Below are 19,939 nucleotides of genomic sequence, written 5' to 3'. Positions count from 1 at the left end.
TCAAAACTCCTCCCACTCGTCTTCGAGCACACTGCCCCGCGCACGCTTGACCTTGGGCAAGGGCGCAGCCACATGCGTGCGTCGTGCGCTGCGCGTGGGCAAGGTCGCCACCTTGGACTTGCGGGAGCTGCCCTTTGTCACCGAAGCGGGCGCATTCTCAACGGCCTCAGTGCCAAGCTGAAACTGCTGAACCACGTCCACCAAGGCACGCGCCTGATCCTCCAGGCTCGCCGCGGCGGCTGCCGCCTGCTCAACCAGCGCCGCATTGTGCTGAGTCACTTCATCCATCTGGCTGACGGCCCCGGTCACTTGCTCGATACCCGAGCTCTGCTCTCGGCTGGCATTGGCGATATCGGTCACCAGTGCGGTGAGCCGTTTGAAGTTCCCGACCACGGTCGTCATCGTCTCACCGGTGTCATTCACCAGCTGCGAGCCGTCTTCAATGGTTCTGGCCGAATCGGCGATCAGCGACTTGATCTCCTTGGCGGCCTGCGCGCTGCGCTGCGCCAGACCCCGCACCTCCGAGGCCACCACGGCAAATCCGCGGCCCTGTTCGCCTGCCCGTGCGGCCTCGACTGCCGCGTTGAGCGCCAGGATGTTGGTCTGGAAGGCGATGGTGTCGATCACGCCGATGATGTCGCTGATCTTGCGTGCCGAGCACTGGACGGTCTGCATCATCGCCACCACTTGCGTCATCTTTTCGCCGCCCGCCTCGGCTTCGGTATTGGCCGCGACGGCCAGCTCATTCGCCTGACGCGCGCTCGCCGCGTTCTGCTGGACGGTCGCGTTCAGCTCTTCCATCGAGCTCGCGGTCTCTTCCAGCGTGCTGGCCTGCTCTTCGGTCCGGCTCGACAGATCGGCATTACCCGCCGCGATCTCCTCGGCCGTGCTGTTGACCATCTCGGCACTTTCCTTGATCTGCCCCACCACCTCGCGCAAGCGCGCCACTGTCGCGTTGGTGTCTTCCTTCAGCTGCCCAAAGGTGCCGCCATACTGGGCCGTGATGCTGCGGGTCAGATCGCCATTGGCGACACTGTTAAGCACATCGGCGACATCGCTCAATCCGGCATGAATGGTATCCATCAGGGCATTCAGGTCGCCCGACAGCTGACGGAAGAACCCGCTTTTGCCCTCCTCCGGCACCCGCTGGCTCAGGTCGCCATTCGCAGCCGCCTTGACCAGCGCGGCCAACTCGTTCTCAACGGCCACTTCAACCGTGCGATCAACCCACTCGATGGCCGTCCCCAACCGATCGCCATCATCATCCAGCGCCGGCGTGACGGTCAGGTTGAAGGTTCGTCCGCCCATATGGATGGTGGCGCGATGGGTCTTGGTGAGCCGTTCAAGCAACTTGCGCTGATATGCCGGATCCGTATGGAAAACGTCGATGTTCTGCCCCACCAGTTCGCTGGCGGTGAAGTTCGGCAAATCCTTGCGAATATCACTCTCGGCGTCGGCAAACATTTGAACAATCGCCCGATTCAGATAGATGATGTTCAGATCCCGGTCAGCAATCATCACATTGGTCGCCACGTTGTCGAGACCAATCTTGATGCGCCGCGACGCCTCGCCGGCACGGATCGCGTCGTTCAGATCAAAACCCAGCTTGACCTGCATGCATTGCAAGCTGTTGAGCACCTCGCCCAGCTCATCGCGCTGATGAACCGTCAGCGCCGACGAAAAGTCGCCGCCCGCGATTCTACGAAGCGCCGCATTGGCAGTGTCGAGCGGTTGCCTCACAGCGCGCAGTGTCGTCAGGCCGAGAAACGTAATCAACGCCAGCGCCAGCGCCCCGCCAGCAATACCCACCCATTGCAACTGGCTTGCGAGCGACAGCACCTCGGCATAATCCTCCTTGGCCAGACTCTGATGAACCTTGATCAACTCACCAACGAGTTTGTTGGCCTGATCGTAGACCGGCAAGAAGGTGGTCAGATAGTGGGAATTGAACGCATCAAGGCGCCCTTCGCGCAACATGGCCACGCCCGGTCGAATACCATCGTTGAACAGCGCATCGCGCGCATCGGTAAACTCATCAACCAACGCGCGCTCGCGCGCGGGCAACACCTCCGTACCACGCAGCTTCAGTTGCTCATCGATCAGACGCATGTCCTTTTCGATCTGAGCAATGCTCTCGTTCGAGGGGACTCGTTGATCCGTCGACCCATCGCGCGCTGTCGCCAGGCGCATCAACACACCAATATTGGCCAACTGGTCGTTGATATCCACCAGTTGCGCCGTCGGCACCATACGCAGCTTGTAAATGGAGGCCATGCCGCTCTCAGCCGAGCGCATGCCGCCCACGCCCAACACGGTGCCAAATACGATGACCGCAAACACCGTCAACAACAATGCCGTGAGCCGCTGACGAATGGTGATGCCACCAAACCGACTGCGCCACTTCGCGATACGCTCAGGCACCACGCGGCCGCCACAGATCGTCAGCCGCTTGGCGCGGTTCTCTCGAAACATCTGGTATTGAGCGCCGATCCTGGCAATCGCCTGCTGATCAGCTCGACTACGCAGCGACAGGTATCCCACCACGTCGGCGCCTTGACGAACCGGCGCGATATTGGCCTGCACCCAGTAATAGTCACCATTCTTGCACCGGTTCTTGACGTAACCCGACCAGGCGCGCCCCTGCTTGAGATGCTGCCACAAGTCCTCGAAAGCCTCGGGCGGCATGTCCGGATGACGAATCACGTTGTGAGACTTGCCAACCAGTTCGGCCTGGGTATAGCCACTGATATCGCAGAAATCCTGGCTCGCGTAGGTGATCCGCCCCTTGAGATCGGTCATTGAGACGAGCATTTGCTCGTCGCCGACCTCGATCTCACGGTCCGTTACCGGCAGGTTGGTTTTCATGGCTGTGTCCTTCCAATACGCGACCATTGGTCGCCCATCGGCGTGTTTCTGTTGTGAAGCTATTTACGGCCTGCGCCAGAGCGACTTGAACGCCGCGCGACGACCCTGCGATCACGCCACATCGTCGGTGTCGATCAAGGCCATCTCGGGCGAGCGCATCATGCAATCGATATCGAGCAAGATCAGCATGCGATCCCCTGCGGTGCCCAGGCCCTTGAGAAAACCGGCACCAATCCCGACCGAAATGTCCGACGCCGGATGGATATCCCGCGGCAACAGCGTCAGCACATCCGACACGCTATCCACAACCACACCGACCACACGTGGGCCGATGTTGAGAATGATCACCACCGTAAACGCGGTGTACTCGATCTTTCCCACACCAAACTTGATGCGCAGATCGACGATCGGCACGATCGTGCCCCGCAGATTGATCACGCCCTTGATGAATGCCGGCGCATTGGCAATCGACGTCACCGGATCGTAGCCTCGGATTTCCTGCACTTTCAGGATGTCGATGGCGTACTCCTCGTCACCCAGAATGAAGGTCAGGAACTCTTGGGCTAGTCCGTCGTCTTCCGCAGAATCGCGGTGGGTCGTGGCGACATATTGCATTGCAAAACCCTTTCAACCTAGAAACCGTAGTTGGACGCGCACTCGGGCGCGTAGCGCTATCACACATCGGGTGATCGGCCTCGAAGCCGAATAGGTTTGCATGTTCAATACCTTGTTCATGGGCACAAGCGGTCAACTACGGTTTCTAGGTTCAAATGCTCACCCCGAACAACGGCAGGTTGGCGGGGCTTCTGAAGGGTCGGGCGCCGAGCGGAAAAAAGAACGGCCCGATATCGGGCCGCAAATCACGCTACCTGAGAGGAGACAGCATCAGGCAGCCACAGACTGAAGACGCCGCGCACGGCTGGCCAGCGCGGGGAGATCGAGAATCATCGCAACACGACCGTCGCCAAGGATGGTGGCGCCGGAAAACCCCTTGATTCGCCGGAAGTTGGCTTCAAGGCTCTTGATGACCACTTGATGCTGCCCGAGCAATTCATCGACAAACAATGCCGCCTGCGAGCCATCCACGTCGATGACCACCATGATCCCGCGGGTCCAGTCAGCGCAGCCATCGGCTACACCGAATTCGCGATGCAGCTCGATCACCGGCACGTAGCGCCCACGCAGGCGGATCAGGCGGGGCACACCTGAGATGCTGTGGATCATGTCGGCCGTTGGCTGCAGGGACTCCGCCACATGACCCAGCGGGAGAATGTAGGTTTCACCACCGACCCGCACCGACATCCCGTCCAGAATGGCGAGCGTGAGGGGCAGGCGCACGGTAAAGCGTGTGCCCACACTGAGGATCGACTGCACATCCACCCGCCCACCCATGGCGGAAATATTGCGGCGGACAACATCCATCCCCACCCCCCGCCCCGACACTTCGGTGACCACGTCGGCAGTGGAAAAACCGGCTTCGAAGATCAGCATCCAGACGTCGGCATCGCTCAGGCTGTCCGGGGCTGACAAACCCTTTTCACGCGCCTTGGCGAGAATCCGCGCCCGGTCCAGACCGGCCCCGTCGTCGCCGACCTCGATGACGATATTACCGCTCTGATGCGAGGCCGACACTGTGATGATGCCGGTCTCCGGCTTGCCCGCCGCGCGACGTTTTTCCGGTGTCTCAATACCGTGATCGAGGCTATTGCGCACCAGATGCGTCAGCGGATCGGCCAGGCGTTCGACCAAGCCTTTATCCAGTTCGGTGTGCTCACCCAGCAGCTTGAGCTCCACCCGTTTGTCGAGCTTGCGCGACAAATCGCGCACCACGCGCGGAAAGCGTGAGAACACCATCGAAATCGGCAGCATGCGCACCGACATCACGGTTTCCTGCAGGTCGCGTGTGTTGCGTTGCAACTGATCAATGCCGGCCAGCAGCCGCTCGTAAAGCACCGGATCAATGCCCTGCGCCGACGCCACCAACATGGCCTGAGTAATCACCAGCTCGCCGACCAGATTGATCATCTGATCAACCTTTTCGACCCCGACGCGAATCGAGGTGTCACCGCCGCCTTTGGCCGGCACGACGGCCTCGGCCACAGCGACGCTCTCCGGTGAAACCTCTGCCTCGACCGGCCGGGACTCGACCGCCGGACTTGGCTCCGTGAAAAATCCGTAAACTTCGTCTTCCACGGCGACACATTCGACACGCGCCGCTTCCTCCCCCCCCGCCGCAGCCTGCGGCAGCACATCGGGCAAGGGGTCAAAAAAGCCATACGCCGTCTCCTCACCTGCCGGCGGCTCGCCACCGACCGGCGAGATGTCAACGGAGCCCGGCTCGGCCATGAAGTCGAGCACATCACGCAACATATCGGCCGGCATCATCGAGGTAATTTTCAAGCACCACTGCGGATCATCCGAATCCACTGCGGGGCGCGACACGATCTCGACGCCGCCCAGCCGACCCAGCTCATCGAGCATGTTGTCGAGCAATTCGGGCTGAGATGCCACATGCGGTTCCGGCACAAAGCGCACATCGAACACACCGGCCGTCAAGGCGCTGGATAGCGCGGGTGGCGCGGCAACGGGGGGCGCGGGTGTCGCGGCGGCCGGCGACGGTTCGACCACCGGTGCGGGCGAGTTGCCGGCCTTGAGCAGTTGCTCCAGTCGCGTGACGATGGCGCTCGTGTGCGCTGGGTCGGCCCCGCCCTCACCGCGATGACCGGCGAGTTGGGCCGTGAGGATATCGCGCGCCGCCAGGCAGGCATCAACCATATCGGCACTGAGCGCCCGGGTGCCCTTGCGGACCTCGTCGAGCAGGCTCTCCATCACATGCGTGATGTCCGCCATGTCACTGAAACCGAAGGTCGCGGCGGAACCCTTGATCGAGTGCGCGGCACGAAACACGGCGTTGAGCTCTTCCTCGTCCGGGTGGCGCAGGTCGATCGACACCAGCAGGTTTTCGATCTGGCCGAGATGCTCCGCGGCCTCGTCAAAAAACACCTGATAGAACTGGCTCATGTCGATGGACACAATGGGCTCCCTTAACCGATGACCTTGCGCACCACTTCGATCAGCTTGAGCGGATCGAAAGGCTTCACCATCCAGCCGGTGGCACCGGCCGCACGGCCTTGCAACTTCATTTCATCGGAGGACTCGGTAGTCAGCATGAGAATCGGGGTGCGCTGATAGGCGGGCATCTCGCGCAAGGCGCGAATCAATGCCAGACCATCCATGCGCGGCATGTTCTGGTCCGTCAGCACAAGGTCGAACTGCTGGCTTTTTGCCCGCTCGAGACCGTCGCGCCCATCGACCGCGTCCACCACGTGATAGCCGGCGCTTTTCAAGGTGAAATTCACCATCTGCCGGATCGAGGCCGAATCATCAATGGCGAGTATGTTCTTGCTCACGCTATCCATCCTGTACGTTCGCCGTATTCAAAACAGCTCAATACTGCCGCCGGGCGTGGCACCCCGCCCCACCGGCGGGTTTTCGGTATGCACGGCCAATGCCCGCAGCCGCTGACCAATGCGCTCGGCACGCTCACACACCGCGCTCACCGCGCCGGCATCGCGCGCCAGCGCCGCATCGTGGGCGACGCCGCCCAATTCGGCCAGGGCCTCACGTATGCCACCGACCCGCGCCATCACATGCCCAACAATCTGCGCAACGATGTCCTGAAACTGCAGGGCCTGAACCAATTTTGCGGTGTCGCCATCAAGCACCGACACAGGTGACATCGTGCCGACATCCGCACTGTCGTGGGACGCCGCGAGCAACTGCTCGGCCTGCACTTTCACATCCCGCACACCGAGCGTGTTCTGTGCCTTTGCCACATCGATCGCGGTACACGCATCCCCCAGCAGCCCTTGCATCGCACTCAGCAAAACCGCGATCTGCGCACTGAAATCCTCCGTTCGCTGCGACAAGGCGGCGACCTCGTCTGCGACCACCACAAATTTGCGCCCGCCCTCGCCTGCACGCGCGCCTTCGATCGAGGCATTCAGGGCCAACAGCCCACTCTGCCGGGCGATCGCGTTGATCTCATTGAGCAGCGTGTTTGCCTGCTGGGTACGGGCCGTCAGCGCTTCGGTCAGCACCGCCAGCGTCTGGCTGGCATGACTGTGCGCCACCTCCGTCTCCAGCACCTGATCGAGCGCCAGCACGACACGCTGCAGGGTCGATCGGCTGGTGTTGGCTTCCATTGCCACGGCGGTTGCCGGGTGGCTCACCGAGGCATGCAAGGCCTCGAAGCCGTCGGACAGTTGATCGACCGCGTCGGCAAGCACGCCAAGCATCTGGGTGGACTCCACCTCAATGGCCTGGAACTGCGCCTCAAAGGCGCTCATGCATGAGGCCAGCTCCGATTCGAAGTGCGCCATGGGTGCCGCGGCGGCGTCCCCCTCGCCTTTCGCCCCCCGTGCGCGGAGGGCCAATAGGCCAGCCCAGCCCCCGGCCACGACCGAGAGGCAGGTCCACAACCGCCCCGAAAACTCGGGCACGGCAGTGAACACAACACCCACCACCAGTGTCCAGACACATCCCACAACAAGAAGGCGAACCGAGCAATGAGACATTCGGAATCCCGCAGAAATTAAGCAAGCCGTCATGTCCATAACGTCATGACGGCGGCTGACTTTAGCGAGTGTCGGGGTCGACAGGCGGTGGCAAGCGAGGTGAAAACGCGCTCGCCGGAAGCAAGCTCGGGGATGGCCCTATCGCTGGGTTGGCATCACGATACGCGGCCGACGGTCACCGTTTGGCAGCTCTCGTGGCGCAATGCGCGGAGGTGGTAGCGCGGGGGCAAGGGCCGGCACCGGCGCCCGCTGTGTCAGGCCATCGGCAATCTGCGTCTCGTCCGAGCCGTTGCTGACCTGAAGTTGCTCCGGCGTGCCGCGAACCGCGGCCTCGGCCTTGCGGTTGAGCACAATGATGCTGATGCGCCGGTTGGTCGGATCATAGGGATCGTCGGCCTTGAACGGAATGGTATCGGCCAGACCGACCACCCGGATCACCTTGTCGTCTTCCAACCCCCCCACCACCAGTTCGCGGCGTGAGGCGTTAGCGCGGTTGGCCGACAGCTCCCAGTTGGAGAAACCGCGACTGCCGCCCGCGTACTGACTGGCGTCCGTGTGACCCGACAGGCTGATCCGGTTCTGGACCTGGTTGAGCGCTTTACCGATCGCGTGCAACAGCCCTTTGGTATAGGGCTGCAGCGTATCGCTGCCACCTGTGAACATCGGCCGATTCTGCTCATCCACAATCTGGATGCGCAACCCCTCCTCAGTGATGTCCATCACCAATTGATCTTTCATCTCCCGGAGCGCCGACGTCGCTTCGATCAAGGCCTCGATCTGCCCTTTGAGGTCAACCAACGCGGCACGCTCTTCTTTCTCGAACCGCGCGGCGTCATGCCCCTTTGCGTCTACCGACGGATCAATTGCGGCATCCAGATTGACGGTTTTGTTGCCTTCTACGTCGCCGCGCTTGACCTGCCCCAGCGAACGCGTCAGATCTTCGCCGCCGCCCATCAGTATGCTGGAACTGTCACCCGAGCCGGTACCACCACTCATGCCAACTTTGAGCGGGTTCTGAAAGAATTCAGCAATGCCCTCCTTGTCGCCATCGGAGGTCGAGCCGAGCAGCCACATCAGCAGAAAGAAAGCCATCATGGCCGTCACGAAGTCGGCATAGGCGATCTTCCACGCACCACCGTGAGCGCCGCCGCCGCCCTTCTTGATCTTTTTGACGACAATAGGTTGTTGGGTATCGTCACTCATGCGATCGATGTCTCAAGAGCACAACGCAAAGCCGCTTAGCCCTTGCGGCTCTTCACGTCTTCTTCCAGTTCAATGAAAGAAGGACGGTCAGAGGAGAACAACACCTTGCGGCCAAATTCGATGGCCACCTGCGGTGCATAGCCGTTCATGCTGGCGAGCAGAACCACTTTCATGCATTGGTAGATCTTGCTGCCCTCTTCCACCTTTTGCTCAAGCTGACCGGCGATCGGGGCCACAAAACCGTAAGACACCAGGATACCGAGAAAGGTACCCACCAGCGCCCCACCAATCATCTTGCCGAGCACTGCCGGTGGCTGGCCGACCGAGCCCATCACGTTCACCACGCCCATCACCGCCACCACGATACCGAAGGCTGGTACGGCGTCCGCGACCTTCGACATGACGTGCGCCGGGCCGTGTGCCTCCTGATGATGGGTTTCAATCTCCATGTCCATCAGGTTTTCAATTTCGAAGGCATTTAGGTTGCCACCGACCATCATGCGCAAATAGTCAGTGAGAAATTCGACCGCGTGGTGATCAGACATGAACGCGGGGTACTTGGAAAAGATCGGGCTGGCGTCGGCGTTTTCGATATCGCCTTCAATCGACATCAGGCCTTCCTTGCGCACCTTGGACAGCAACTCATACATGAGCGCGAGCACGTCCATGTAGTAGGCCTTGTTGTACGAAGAGCCTTTGAGCACCGAGGGCAGTGCAGCCATGGTGGACTTGATGGCCTTGATGCTATTGCTGGCCACGAAGCCACCGATCATCAAACCCACGATGGCGACGTACTCGGTCGGCACCCACAGCGCCGCAAGGCTGCCGTGAATAGCATAGGTGCCGAGCGATGCGGCGAGCACGATGACATATCCGATGATAAGAAACATCGAAGCAACCCTTGTGTTGTCTGATCTGTGATGCGTGCGATCCGCATCGGATCGCCTTGCACAAGCCTGCTAACGGCGCTGCCAAGAGAAACTTGAGCACCCGAACGCCGGCAAATCCATGTGCTGCGGGGCTTGGCAAAAAAAAACCGCCGGGTATTTCCGGCGGCTTGTAACCCCTTGCGCAGCAAGGAGGAGGTCAGACCAGTGCATTGCGATCAGTCGCAATCCTCCGTGAGCGGCGACCCTTTCCGGCTCGGGAGGGCATGTTGCACAGGCCACACACATACTCGTGCGTGGGATCGTAGGCATGTGCGACGTAGTTACCGCCGCAGCATGTACACGTGGCCTGTTGCAACAAATCAGCGTCGAAGAAGCGCACCAGCGTCCACGCGCGGGTGAGGCTCAGCACTTCTTCCATATCTTCTGCATCGATGTGATCGAGGTACAGGCGGAAAGCCTTGACGATGGCATCAAGGTCCGACAAGCCTGCGGTGTCTTTCATGAAACGGTAAAAAGACATGAACAGCGAGGAATGTACGTTCGGCTGCCAGGTGATGAACCAGTCCGTCGAAAACGGCAGCATGCCCTTGGGGGGCGAGACGCCACGCACTTCCTTGTAAAGCTTGAGCAGGCGCTCCCGGCTGAGCCTGGTTTCGGATTCAAGCATTTGCATGCGCGCACCGAGGCGGATCATCTCGACCGCGCGCTGGATGTCTTCGGCTTCGGCTAGAACACTCTTATTGCGCATGAGGCTCTCCCGAGATCAGGCCAGGGTTTCCACCGGCTTGCCAGCCGCAATGATGGCGGCGTGCAAGGAGGCCGTCGCCGCGTCACGGCCTTCGCCGGTAAGCATGCCCAGCAAGGCGCTGTCGTCAAAGCGCACGCGGCACAACATCATTTGCTGGCTGGACAGGCGCACAATCTGTGCCGTCGTCAGCCCATTGATGAGATCGGCCACATCGGCGCCGATGCCGAGGCGGAACATGGCAATCTCCCGATCTTCCCGCACCAGTTGCTGGGCGAGCATGAGGTAGGCGAGATTGAGTTCCCGGATTTCGTCTTGCAAGTCGGCGCTTTTCATCTGATGTCTCCTGCCCATGGTCGTGCTTAGGCACTGTGGGGACCATTGTGCTCGGTGGCAGATGCTGGCGGTATCGGGCCGAAAGGTAAGTTGAAGTCAGATAAACGGCGCGAGGACGTGTCAGGTTTTTTCTGACACATCCTGAAATACTTCCGCAAAGAGGTGCTGCCCGGTCTGGCAGCCGCGATGCTAGGCCTGAACCTTTTGTGCTTCCAGTCGCTCCAGAATACGCTCGATATTCATCGGCCTTCCGAAGTAATAGCCCTGGAAAAACTCGCAGTTCTCGCGTTTGAGAAGCTCGACTTGCTCTGCGGTTTCAACACCCTCGGCAATGGTCGAGCGGCGCATGCTGTGCGCCAGCGCGATGATGGCGCGAACAATCGCGGCGTCTTCTTCATCCACGCACAGGTCGCGCACGAAAGACTTGTCGATCTTGATCACGTCGAGCGGGAAGCGCTTGAGGTAAGACAGCGACGAATACCCGGTGCCAAAGTCATCCACCGAAATACGCACCCCCATATTACGCAGTGCGCGCAGCATGCCTGCGGTCGACTCGGCGTCCTGCATCAGCGAGGACTCAGTAATCTCCAGCATCAAGGCCTTGGGCGGCAGATTGGAGTGGCTCAGCGCATCGCGCACCGCTTCGAGCAGACGCGGCTGGCCAAACTGTACGGCCGATACGTTGACCGACACTTTCATGTCTGAAAATCCGGCCACATGCCAACCGCGGCAACAACGGCAAGCCTCATTGAGCACCCAGGCGCCAATATCGACAATCAGGCCGGTCTCGTCGGCCAGCGTAATAAAGCGGTCAGGTGGGACACGCCCCAGGCGCGGATGATTCCAGCGCACCAGCGCTTCGGCGCTGACGATCGTGCCCGACTGGGCATCAATGACAGGTTGAAATTCGAGAAACAATTCACTGCGCTCGACCGCGTGACGCAAGTCCGACTCCAGCGCCACGCGCTCGGTCGAGGCCGCATTCATGGTCCGGTCGTAGAACAAAAACCCGTTGCCGCCCCGCTTCTTGGCATGCGCACTGGCGGTCTCAGCACTCATCAGCAATTCGTAGACTTGCGTGCCGTCGGTGGGAATCAAGGCCACGCCCGTGCTGGGCGTCAGAAACAATTCGATGCCGTCTTTCATGAACGGCGAATCAAACACCTTGGAGATCCAGCGGGCAAACACCTCTGCGCTTTGCCGCTCGCCGATCCCCGGCACGAACACGCCGAATTCATCCCCGCCAAGGCGCGCCAGCAACACATCGGACTGCAGCACTTCGGTCAGCCGCTGACTGACCTCCTTGAGCACCGCGTTGCCGGCTTCGTAGCCAAAGCTCGCGTTCACCCGAAGGAAGCGATCGATGTCGATCACAAACAAGGCGCCGCGCGCTGTGCGCCCCTGGCGCTGACTGGTGTTCAGCCACTCGGTCACCTTGTCGCAAAAAAGATTCTGGTTCGGCAGCGCGCTGAGCTTGTCGTAATAGGACAGCTGCTGGATGCGGTCATCGGCCTGTCGCACGGCCCGCCGCGCCTGCGCGCCGCGCAGCTCGCGCTCAATGACGGGCACCATGCGCTCGTACTGCCCTTTCGGAATGAAGTCGTGCACGCCGTCGTACATCGCCGACACCGCCAACTGGTGACTGATGTGCGCCGAATGGATGATGAAGGGAATGTCGCGCCCACTGCGCTTGAGCACTTCGAGCGCCGCCAGGGCGTCGAAGCCGGGCATGTTGTGATCGGAAATGACCAGATCCCACGCGTCGCTGGCGAGTTCAGCCGCCATGTCGATTTCGCTATCGACACGGTGGTACTCGATGCTGACCCCGCGCTGCCCCAGTTCGGCCTGCAGCAAGTAGGCATCATCTTCAACGTCGTCAACAACCAAAACCCGTATGGGTCGGTCCGACATGATCATGGCGTCCTTGGGTTGCATGTTGATTTCGACCTAGGCGCTTTCGTCTATCACTATCGGGTTCACGGCGGGCTTCGCGCGAACTTGAGACCTGGATGTTTCGTGTTCATCCGCGGCTGCGCCGGGTGCACCGTTTGCCCCGCCCGCAGCTCGCTGAATTGTCGCCACCCGGTTACGGCCATCCGCCTTCGCCCGGTAGGCGCCCTGGTCGGCCCGCTTGATCAGCGCATCCGGGTCCGGCATGTCGGCGTCGCGCTCGGCCACACCGACACTGATCGACAAGTCCAGCGCCAGACCCCCTGCATTCACACGGGCTACACGCACAGCGCGCCGTACCCGCTCAGCGCACAGCAAGGCCGCCGACAGGTCCGTTTCGGGACAGAGCACCAGGAATTCATCACCCCCGGTGCGTGCCACCATGTCCTGCGCGCGCACCGCCTGCTTGATCGCAGCGGAGATCTGCCGCAGCACCTGATCGCCCACATCATGGCCGTGGCTGTCATTGATCTGCTTGAATGCGTCGATATCGATGACCATCGCGCACAACGGCCGGCCACTGCGCCCCGAGCTTGCCCAGGCCTGTTGCATACGCTCAATGGCATAGCGCCGATTGGGGAAACCGGTGAGCGGATCGGTCAGCGCCGCTTCCTGAAGGCGCCGGTTCTTCACCGCCAGTTCGGCTGCAAAACGACGAATCTCCTCACGGTCGCGTTCCACTTCCTGCTGCAGATGGATGACCCGATGGCCGGCACGCAAGCGCGCGGCCAGCATGCGCGGACGCACGGGCTTGGCCACGAAGTCGTCCACGCCGCTGTCAAAGGCTTCGATCAGGCTTTCGTCTTCGCCGCTGGCGGTCAGTATCAGAATATAGATACTACGGCCGATCCGGGTCTGGCGTAGCGCCCGGGTCAGAGCCAGGCCGCTCATATCGGGCATCACGGCATCCACCAGCATCATATGAGGCTGTACCTCCAGCGCCAGCTCCATGCCCTGACGACCACAATCGGCGTCAAACACCGAATGACCGGCGCGCTCGAGCATGCCACGCAACAGTGTCCGGACGGCGGCGTCATCATCCACAATCAGCACGCGCATCGCCGAGCCGACAACGCCCGGCGTGTCGCCCGCGTCAGCGCCCTTTGTCACAGCCGCCTTCAGCTCGGCCGAGACGGGCGATGCAGCAACGGCGGCGCGGGTCAAACTGGACATCGCGGGGATGTCCTGCGTTTCGAGTTGCAGTACCCGCCCCCATTCGAGCCAGGCGGCAACCACGCCATCGCACAAGGCATTGACGCTCTCGACATCCATGCCGAGGCGCTCGCCCATCGGATAGAGCGTCGCGCCCTGCTCGGCGCGTAACGAGGGATCGGACAAGCAGGTGATGCGCAGCGCATCGGCCAGGCACAAGGCATCGAGAATCTGTCGCTGCCGGCTATCAGGCGGAAATTGGGCGCTGTCCGGCACTTCAAACAGCGCTGCGGTGTCGACGAACAAGGACGGCAACCCCCAGTCGGCCAACATGGCCGCCGTGAGTTCGCGGTGATCCATGGCAAATGCGGCGCGTTCGCACACGGCGAGATCCGACGCCTCTGCCGTCTTCAGGAGCGTCAGCACTTCGCCATACGGTCCGGGGTAGATCGTTGCCAACGCCAGCTCACCAATTCGCGACAACAGACCAAGACAGAACATCTCATCGGCGGGCGCGGTACGAATCCGTTGTGCCACCGCCTGCATGGTGATTGCCATGATCAAGGCACCGGACCAGAAGCCGTCGTAGTCAAAACCGCGACACCCCCCATTGCGATAACTCGACAACAGCGAGAAGCCAAGCGCCATGTTGCGCACCGAGGACAAGCCCAACACCACCAAGGCATCCTGGACCGAGGCGACATTGCGCCGCGATCCAAACGCGGCACCGTTGGCCGCCTTGATCAAACGGCCCACAAACGCCGGATCGGTCTTGATGACGCGCGCAAGCTCGGCCAGCGACAGATCATCCTTCCGGGTCAAACGGATGATGGCCAGCGCAGCACCTTTTGGGGAAGGCAGATCACCCGAGGCCTTGATCTGCTCAAAGGTTCGGATATCGATGTTTGAACCCATTTTTTGTTTTTTCCGGATAACAGCACACCCGCATGCACCGGCGCTCACCGCGGGACTCCCGTTTCCTTACGACACGCCAGACAGGGACTTTAGGACCGCTGTCATACGCCATGGTCCTCAGCGCGCGTCGCCATTGCATCGCCTGCTAGAATGAGTCAGCTCGCGCCCTGCCCTCGCGCGGGCGAATCGGAGAGCCTTCATGAAGTTCTGTTCAGCCTGTGGCGCCAGTGTCAGCCTGCAGGTGCCGGCGGGCGATTCGCTCCCGCGCCATGTCTGCGTCGACTGCGGCGAAATCCACTATCTCAACCCCAAGATGGTGGTCGGTGCCATCCCGGTGTGGGAAGAGAAAATCCTGTTGTGCCGCCGCGCGATCGAGCCGCGGCTCGGAAAATGGACACTCCCCGCCGGCTTCATGGAAAACCGCGAAACCACCGCCGAAGCTGCCGCCCGAGAAACACTCGAAGAGGCCTGCGCGCGCATCACCGTGGGCCCCCTGTTCGCGCTCGTAAACATTCCCGAAATCAGCCAGGTTCATCTGTTTTACAGGGCCCAGATGCTTGATCTTGAATTCGCTGCGGGAATCGAGTCTCTGGAAGTGGCGCTGTTTGCCGAGTCCGACATACCGTGGGATACCTTGGCCTTTCGCTCCGTCCGCTTTGCCCTGGAGCGCTTTTTTGAAGATCGCCGCAATGGGCAGTACGGCACGCATGCACAGGATCTGAGCCTGCTGCACAGCCACACCAAAGAAGGAACCTAAGCCGCATCTGGCGCCTCAAACATAGAGGTGTCACACTGCCTTGTCAGATTGCAACATCTCACCCCGGGAGCGCGATCGAACCATGCATGCCGTCCAAGCAACCCACACGCAGGTCATTCGACCCGCAGCCCGTCCGTGGATTCTGACACTGGACATGCATGGGCACCCGCATCGCTGGGTCAGTTGGCAGGCGGCGTGCACCTATCACGCCCGCAACATGGTGGCGTGGTCAATCGGCGCACAGGCCTTCCATATCTGGGGTGGTACGAGCCGGATCACCGGTGAGCGCTCATCGATCAGCAGCCAGAGCATCATCGCCATCAAGGGACAGGCACTGCGGCCAGCCAGCTTCCGGCAGGTGCCGCCGCTGGTGAATCGAGAGCTCTTCCACCGCGACCGCCACACCTGCGCCTACTGCGGCAGCACCCTGCCCGGCGCGCTGCTGACCCGCGACCATATCGAACCCGTCTCGCGCGGCGGAAAAGATGTATGGATGAACGTGGTCACTGCCTGTCGCGGCTGCAATCAGCGCAAGGACAACCGGCGCCCCGAGCGCGCGGGCATGACCTTGCTGTACACGCCCTACGTGCCCAACAAGGCCGAATACCTGATTTTGTCGAATCGCCACATCCTGGCAGACCAGATGGACTTTCTGGTCCAGCATGTACCGAAGCAAAGCCGCGTCAGAGCCTCCTGAGGCGGATCACTGCGTCTTGGCCTCGGTCTTTTCGGCCTTGCTGTCTGATTTTTCAGCCTTGGCCGGTCGCTTGTATTCGTCGGGGTCGGCATCTACCAGCGCCAGCACCATCCAGCCAGGCTTCGGCTGAACCTCGGCTTCGGTCGCGAAAACCTCCACGCGGCCCTTCGGGTCGATCGCAAACAGCGGCACCGCGCGCTCGCCATAGTTGTTGCTGAACTGCTCGAAGCTGAATGCCTCGCTGATGTTGGTCTGGCGTATTTCCGCCCCACGCGCCAGGCGGCGTGACAACTCAACAAAATTGTTGCCCTCGCCAAAAGCGTCCAGACCGGCCAGCGACACGGCCTTGCGCCCTTTTTCACGCGCACCGACACGCAGCGCAAACACCCGCTTCGGACCGAAGTCGCCCTTGAAGCGCGTACACGCCAGTTCATTCAAGTGCTCGTCAGCGGTCATCGCCAACACCCGGCCCAGACCCGCCGTGTTGAGGTACACCTCGGCGTGCTCGGACAGCGGGTTGCCATAGTAAGTCTGCAGGCCGGCCATGCGGGCGCGGCTCACGTTGTCCCACAGCATGTCGGTCAGCCGCACCGACACATCGTTCTGAGTCAAGGCCTTGGCAATGGCCCGCGCCAGCGGGTTTGCGCCCACGATCAGGAAGCCGCCCGAGCCGGGTTCGGCGACGTTCAGCAGTCGCGCCAGCGGGCCGGCGGTCAGGCTCTGCAACACCACCGTGCCGATGATGATGACGAAGGTCAGTGGCACCAGCAACACGGCCTCGGCATAGCCTTTTTGCTCAAGCTGAAGCGAGAACAGCGCGATCACCGCGGCCGCGACAATACCGCGTGGGGCAATCCAGGCCAGCAAACCACGCTCGCGCCAGCTCAGACTGGAGCCGCGCGTCGACACCAGCACATTCACCGGCCGCGCCACAAACTGCACCACCAGGAAGATCTGCACCGCACCCCAGCCCAGCCCCAGCAGCAAACTCAGATCGAGTCGCGCGGCGAGCAGGATGAACAAGGCGGTGATGAGCAGCAGGCTCAGGCTTTCCTTGAAGGAGAGAATCTCCTCCACCGGCACCCCCTTGCGGTTGGCGAGGTAGATCCCCATCACCGTCACCGCCAGCAGGCCAGATTCATGCGACAGCGCGTTCGACAGCGCAAACGCCCCCATCACCGCCGCCAGCGTGGCCACGTTGAACATGTAGTGCGGCAACCAGTCGCGGCGCAAGGCCTCACCGACCAGATAGCCCACCCCGATACCGGTCAGCGATCCGACCGAAATCAGCTTCAGGAACACGATCAGCGTGGCGCCCACCGCGCCCCCGGCGGTGCCCGATGACACCAGAAACTCATATACCAGCACTGCAAGCAGCGCACCGATCGGGTCGATCACGATGCCTTCCCAGCGCAGCACGTTGGCAATGTGCATGGTCGGACGCACCGTGCGCAGCATGGGGACGATCACGGTCGGCCCGGTCACCACCATCACCGCACCAAACAAGGTGGCCAGGCCCCAGGAGATACCGGTAATCCATTGCGTGGCCAGGGTGACGATCACCCAGGTCACCAGCGCGCCGGTGGTCACAAAACGGCGCACCACTTTCTCGATGCCGCGAATTTCAGAGAACTTGAGCGTCAGGCTGCCTTCGAACAGGATCACCGACACCGCCAGCGAAACGAAGGGGAACAGCAAATCACCCAGTAAGGCGTCGGGGTCGAGCCATCCGCCGATCGGTCCGGCAACAATGCCGGCAATCAGCAAAAACAAGATCGCCGGCAGACGCATCCGCCAGGCCAGCCATTGGCAAGCGCCGCCGACAACACCGATGGCAGCAATGGTCGCAATGGTTGTATCTGTCACACAGACTCCGTCAAAACATGGGGTTCAGGCCGCTTGGGTACGAAATCGACGTTTCGTTTGCCCACCCGCACTCAGGTGTAAGGGCACAGCGATAATTCGGCGCAAAGCATAACCGCTTCGATGCTTATCGTCTGCCGCGCGACGATGACGACGCGCCGGTCAGCGCTTTGGGTACCGCCACATCACGCCAGGCGCCAGGCGCCAGATCGGCCAGCGACCAGTCGCCAATGCATGTGCGGATCAGACGCAACGTCGGGAAACCGACCTTGGCCGTCATTCGCCGCACCTGACGATTCTTGCCTTCGCGCAGCACCAGTTCAATCCAGCAGGTCGGTATCGCCTTACGCTCGCGAATCGGTGGCGTCCGCGGCCACAGCCACGCAGGCGTATCAACGATTCGCGCTTGTGCCGGCGCGGTACGAAAATCGCCCAGATTGACGCCGGTTTGCAAGGCCGCCAGTGCCGCCTCGTCGGGGATGCCTTCGACTTGCGCGAGATAGGTTTTCGGCGCCTTGTGCCGCGGATCGGCGATCCGGTGTTGTATGCCACCGTTGTCGGTCAATACCAGCAGACCTTCGCTGTCGGCATCGAGCCGTCCGGCGGGATAGACGTCCGGCACATCGATAAAGTCTTTGAGTGTCATCCGCGCCCCTTCGGGCGAAAACTGGCACAACACATCAAAGGGCTTGTTGAACAGCAGGATGCGCGACACGCTGCCGTTCCTCAAGCGCGCCACCCGGCGCGCTTGCCGGGGCGCTTCATGTCACACGATACGATCAAGCCGCGTAACACCGCAGCCGATGGGAAAACTCCTGCAGCTGCGCGATCCCGCTTTGCTCGGCGCGCTCGATCCAGTCGCGCAATTGCACGAGCAGCTGATCTGACGAGGTGGACGAGCGCGCCCACAAGCTCGCCAATTCGGTGCGCATCCGCTCCAGCAAGGCCAGCCGCTCGCTATGCGCCAGGGCCGCAACACGCTGCGCCTCCTGCTCGGCGGGCAAGGTGTCCGATTCTTTTTGCAGCAGTCGAACCAGTTCGCCCGTACGCAACTGGAAAGTGCCCGCATGCTTCTGGCGCAGCGTCTCGATCTCGTCCTGGTAGGTCTGACGCAGCGTCTGCAGATAGCGCGTCATCACGTCGTAGCGGTGCGTGATGATCACGCGCAGCATCTCGCCGTCGGGCACCACACGCGCCTCGCCGAACCTGGGCAACGGAATCACCTTTTTTGGATTGGCCAGCCCGACCAACTGAAGCAGGCGGATATACATCCAGCCAATATCGAACTCGTACCAGCGCGCCGACAGCTTGGCCGACGTGGCAAAGGTGTGATGGTTGTTATGCAGCTCCTCGCCGCCAATCAGGATGCCCCAGGGCACCAGATTGCGTGAGGCGTCGGCGCAATTGAAATTTCGATAGCCCCAAAAGTGGCCAATGCCATTGATGACACCCGCCGCAAAAAACGGGATCCAGATCATCTGCACCGCCCAGATGGTCAGACCCAGGGCGCCAAACAGCACCAGATTGATCACCAGCATCAGGCTGATGCCAACCGTGTTGCGCGTGTAGATGTTGCGCTCGAGCCAGTCGTCCGGCGTGCCGTGCCCGTAGCGATCGAGCGTTTCCTGGTTCTTTGCCTCGATCTGGTAGAGCTCGGCGCCCTCCCAAAGCACTTTCTTCAAGCCGCGGGTCTGCGGGCTGTGGGGATCGTCCACGGTTTCGCATTTGGCGTGATGCTTGCGGTGGATGGCTGCCCACTCCTTGGTCACCATACCCGTGGTCAACCACAGCCAGAAGCGGAAGAAATGGCTCGGAATCGCGTGCAACTCCAGCGCGCGATGCGCCTGATGGCGATGCAGGAAAATGGTGACGGAAGCGATCGTCACATGCGTCAGGCCGAGCGCGACCACCACATAACCCCACCAGGGCAAATCAATCAAACCGAAAATCATGCGAGCGCGCGTCCTTTCATCAGGCGGTAAGCTGCCG

General features: G+C 61.3%; 16 protein-coding genes. 2 read left to right on the top strand and 14 right to left on the bottom strand.

Annotated features, from left to right (window positions below; translation table 11 throughout):
• From FHP91_RS00675 to FHP91_RS00625, 11 genes are all read right to left on the bottom strand, one after another.
• On the bottom strand, positions 1-2,865 hold the full coding sequence (locus tag FHP91_RS00675) for a methyl-accepting chemotaxis protein (protein WP_144307771.1): 2,865 nt from the start codon (positions 2,863-2,865) through the stop codon (positions 1-3).
• Between the two features lie 111 nt (positions 2,866-2,976).
• Positions 2,977-3,480, bottom strand: a complete 504-nt coding sequence (locus FHP91_RS00670; protein WP_144307770.1) for a chemotaxis protein CheW — start codon at positions 3,478-3,480, stop codon at positions 2,977-2,979.
• A gap of 270 nt (positions 3,481-3,750) precedes the next feature.
• A complete protein-coding gene (locus FHP91_RS00665) occupies positions 3,751-5,898 on the bottom strand; it encodes a chemotaxis protein CheW (RefSeq protein ID WP_144307769.1) in 2,148 nt (715 codons plus the stop codon).
• Positions 5,899-5,909: 11 nt separating this feature from the next.
• The gene (locus tag FHP91_RS00660) at positions 5,910-6,284 is read right to left on the bottom strand and encodes a response regulator (protein WP_246116178.1); all 375 of its coding nucleotides are present in this window, start codon (positions 6,282-6,284) and stop codon (positions 5,910-5,912) included.
• An 18-nt stretch (positions 6,285-6,302) separates the two neighbouring features.
• A complete protein-coding gene (locus FHP91_RS00655; protein WP_186301399.1) occupies positions 6,303-7,247 on the bottom strand; it encodes a methyl-accepting chemotaxis protein in 945 nt (314 codons plus the stop codon).
• Positions 7,248-7,580: 333 nt separating this feature from the next.
• Positions 7,581-8,645 carry a flagellar motor protein MotB gene (gene motB / locus FHP91_RS00650; protein ID WP_144307766.1) on the bottom strand — a complete coding sequence of 355 codons (1,065 nt, stop codon included), beginning with the start codon at positions 8,643-8,645 and terminating at the stop codon, positions 7,581-7,583.
• 35 nt (positions 8,646-8,680) lie between these two features.
• The gene (motA, locus tag FHP91_RS00645) at positions 8,681-9,535 is read right to left on the bottom strand and encodes a flagellar motor stator protein MotA (protein WP_144307765.1); all 855 of its coding nucleotides are present in this window, start codon (positions 9,533-9,535) and stop codon (positions 8,681-8,683) included.
• A 196-nt stretch (positions 9,536-9,731) separates the two neighbouring features.
• Positions 9,732-10,283, bottom strand: coding sequence for a flagellar transcriptional regulator FlhC (gene flhC / locus FHP91_RS00640; RefSeq protein WP_144307764.1), 552 nt, complete (start codon positions 10,281-10,283; stop codon positions 9,732-9,734).
• Between the two features lie 15 nt (positions 10,284-10,298).
• The gene (flhD, locus tag FHP91_RS00635) at positions 10,299-10,616 is read right to left on the bottom strand and encodes a flagellar transcriptional regulator FlhD (RefSeq protein WP_144172614.1); all 318 of its coding nucleotides are present in this window, start codon (positions 10,614-10,616) and stop codon (positions 10,299-10,301) included.
• Between the two features lie 189 nt (positions 10,617-10,805).
• Positions 10,806-12,551, bottom strand: a complete 1,746-nt coding sequence (locus FHP91_RS00630) for a putative bifunctional diguanylate cyclase/phosphodiesterase (protein WP_222105068.1) — start codon at positions 12,549-12,551, stop codon at positions 10,806-10,808.
• Positions 12,552-12,563: 12 nt separating this feature from the next.
• Positions 12,564-14,633: a GGDEF domain-containing response regulator gene (locus tag FHP91_RS00625; RefSeq protein WP_144307763.1), complete on the bottom strand. Its 2,070-nt coding sequence runs from the start codon at positions 14,631-14,633 to the stop codon at positions 12,564-12,566.
• Between the two features lie 199 nt (positions 14,634-14,832).
• On the opposite strand from FHP91_RS00625, the gene FHP91_RS00620 reads away from it, so the two are divergent.
• On the top strand, positions 14,833-15,390 hold the full coding sequence (locus FHP91_RS00620; protein ID WP_144172609.1) for an NUDIX hydrolase: 558 nt from the start codon (positions 14,833-14,835) through the stop codon (positions 15,388-15,390).
• A gap of 82 nt (positions 15,391-15,472) precedes the next feature.
• On the top strand, positions 15,473-16,087 hold the full coding sequence (locus FHP91_RS00615) for an HNH endonuclease (protein ID WP_144307762.1): 615 nt from the start codon (positions 15,473-15,475) through the stop codon (positions 16,085-16,087).
• Positions 16,088-16,093: 6 nt separating this feature from the next.
• Here the strand turns inward: FHP91_RS00615 and FHP91_RS00610 are convergent, their stop codons facing one another.
• From FHP91_RS00610 to FHP91_RS00600, 3 genes are all read right to left on the bottom strand, one after another.
• Positions 16,094-17,953: a cation:proton antiporter gene (locus tag FHP91_RS00610; RefSeq protein ID WP_222105067.1), complete on the bottom strand. Its 1,860-nt coding sequence runs from the start codon at positions 17,951-17,953 to the stop codon at positions 16,094-16,096.
• A gap of 124 nt (positions 17,954-18,077) precedes the next feature.
• Positions 18,078-18,665 carry an rRNA large subunit pseudouridine synthase E gene (locus tag FHP91_RS00605; protein WP_144307761.1) on the bottom strand — a complete coding sequence of 196 codons (588 nt, stop codon included), beginning with the start codon at positions 18,663-18,665 and terminating at the stop codon, positions 18,078-18,080.
• A gap of 64 nt (positions 18,666-18,729) precedes the next feature.
• Entirely contained in the window at positions 18,730-19,902 is a 1,173-nt protein-coding gene (locus FHP91_RS00600; RefSeq protein WP_144307760.1) for a DesA family fatty acid desaturase, read from the bottom strand.
• Positions 19,903-19,939 lie beyond the last annotated feature (37 nt).

Origin of the sequence: Denitromonas halophila, from assembly GCF_007625155.1 — a bacterium.
Lineage (GTDB): Bacteria > Pseudomonadota > Gammaproteobacteria > Burkholderiales > Rhodocyclaceae > Nitrogeniibacter > Nitrogeniibacter halophilus.
This window is presented reverse-complemented; position numbering and strand designations above follow the sequence as displayed.

Excerpts from the sequence above, each read along its gene's own strand:
- FHP91_RS00675 (WP_144307771.1), bottom strand. The coding sequence starts at position 2,865 with ATGAAAACCAACCTGCCGGTAACGGACCGTGAGATCGAGGTCGGCGAC.
- FHP91_RS00670 (WP_144307770.1), bottom strand. The coding sequence starts at position 3,480 with ATGCAATATGTCGCCACGACCCACCGCGATTCTGCGGAAGACGACGGA.
- FHP91_RS00660 (WP_246116178.1), bottom strand. The coding sequence starts at position 6,284 with ATGGATAGCGTGAGCAAGAACATACTCGCCATTGATGATTCGGCCTCG.
- FHP91_RS00655 (WP_186301399.1), bottom strand. The coding sequence starts at position 7,247 with ATGGCGCACTTCGAATCGGAGCTGGCCTCATGCATGAGCGCCTTTGAG.
- motB (WP_144307766.1), bottom strand. The coding sequence starts at position 8,645 with ATGAGTGACGATACCCAACAACCTATTGTCGTCAAAAAGATCAAGAAG.
- motA (WP_144307765.1), bottom strand. The coding sequence starts at position 9,535 with ATGTTTCTTATCATCGGATATGTCATCGTGCTCGCCGCATCGCTCGGC.
- flhC (WP_144307764.1), bottom strand. The coding sequence starts at position 10,283 with ATGCGCAATAAGAGTGTTCTAGCCGAAGCCGAAGACATCCAGCGCGCG.
- flhD (WP_144172614.1), bottom strand. The coding sequence starts at position 10,616 with ATGAAAAGCGCCGACTTGCAAGACGAAATCCGGGAACTCAATCTCGCC.
- FHP91_RS00630 (WP_222105068.1), bottom strand. The coding sequence starts at position 12,551 with ATGCAACCCAAGGACGCCATGATCATGTCGGACCGACCCATACGGGTT.
- FHP91_RS00625 (WP_144307763.1), bottom strand. The coding sequence starts at position 14,633 with ATGGGTTCAAACATCGATATCCGAACCTTTGAGCAGATCAAGGCCTCG.
- FHP91_RS00620 (WP_144172609.1), top strand. The coding sequence starts at position 14,833 with ATGAAGTTCTGTTCAGCCTGTGGCGCCAGTGTCAGCCTGCAGGTGCCG.
- FHP91_RS00615 (WP_144307762.1), top strand. The coding sequence starts at position 15,473 with ATGCATGCCGTCCAAGCAACCCACACGCAGGTCATTCGACCCGCAGCC.
- FHP91_RS00600 (WP_144307760.1), bottom strand. The coding sequence starts at position 19,902 with ATGATTTTCGGTTTGATTGATTTGCCCTGGTGGGGTTATGTGGTGGTC.